This window comes from Mesorhizobium sp. M7A.F.Ca.CA.004.04.2.1 (assembly GCF_004022825.1).
Classification (GTDB): Bacteria; Pseudomonadota; Alphaproteobacteria; order Rhizobiales; family Rhizobiaceae; genus Mesorhizobium.
This window is the reverse complement of record NZ_RZPH01001374.1, coordinates 1-1,217: the sequence shown is the minus strand read 5'-3', so window position 1 is coordinate 1,217 and position 1,217 is coordinate 1. Positions and strand designations below refer to the sequence as shown.

1 pseudogene is annotated in these 1,217 nt (G+C 65.5%); it reads left to right on the top strand.

The annotated features are described in order from the left end of the window. A pseudogene (locus EN893_RS34675) lies at nt 1-1,183 on the top strand (aminotransferase class V-fold PLP-dependent enzyme); the annotation flags it as partial. Nucleotides 1,184-1,217 lie beyond the last annotated feature (34 nt).

Below are 1,217 nucleotides of genomic sequence, written 5' to 3'. Positions count from 1 at the left end.
GGAGGGCTGGCTGTCGGAGATCACCGGATTCGACGCCGTCACCTTGCAGCCCAATGCCGGGAGCCAGGGCGAATATGCCGGCCTGCTCGCCATCCGCGGCTATCACCGCTCACGCGGCGACAACCACCGCACCGTCTGCCTGATCCCCTCCTCGGCGCATGGTACCAATCCCGCGAGCGCGGCGATGGCCGGCATGAACGTCGTCGTCGTGCGCTGCACCGAAGACGGCAACATCGACATGGACGACATGAAGGCCAAGGCGACTGAGCATGCGCAAAATCTCGCGGCGCTGATGTTCACCTATCCCTCGACGCATGGCGTGTTCGAGGAAGGCGCACGCGATCTCTGCGCACTGATCCATGAGCATGGCGGCCAGGTCTATTTCGACGGTGCCAACCTCAACGCGCTGGTCGGGCTTGCCCGTCCCGGCGACATTGGCGCCGATGTCTGCCACATGAACCTGCACAAGACCTTCTGCATACCGCATGGCGGCGGCGGACCCGGCATCGGGCCGATCGGCGTCAAGGCGCATTTGAAGCCGTATTTGCCCGGCCATGTCACCGAAGGCTCGGCGCACGCCGTCTCCGCCGCCCCCTTCGGCAGCGCCTCGATCCTGCCGATCACCTGGATGTATATCCGCATGATGGGCGCCTCGGGCCTCAAGCAGGCGACCGAGACGGCGATCCTGTCCGCCAACTACATCGCGACGCGGCTCGGTGCGCATTTCCCGGTGCTCTACAAGGGCAGGCAGGGACGCGTCGCGCATGAATGCATCCTCGACACCCGTGTGCTCAAGGAGAGTGCAGGCATCAGTGTCGACGATATCGCCAAGCGCCTGATCGATTATGGTTTCCACGCGCCGACCATGTCGTTCCCGGTTGCCGGCACGCTGATGGTGGAGCCGACCGAGTCCGAGCCCAAGCGGGAACTCGACCGCTTCTGCGAGGCGATGATCGCCATATCGGCAGAGGCAGCAAAAGTCGCCAGGGGCGAATGGCCTTTGGCCGACAATCCGCTGGTCAACGCGCCGCACACCGCCTCCGAGGCGCTGGCCGGCCAGTGGACCCATCCCTACTCGCGCCTGGAAGCGGCCTATCCGGCCGGCGACGCCGACACGGCAGCCAAGTACTGGCCCCCGGTGTCACGCATCGACAATGTCGCCGGCGACATTGTCGATGCGTGACACCGGGGGCCAGTACTTGGCTGCCGTGTCGGCG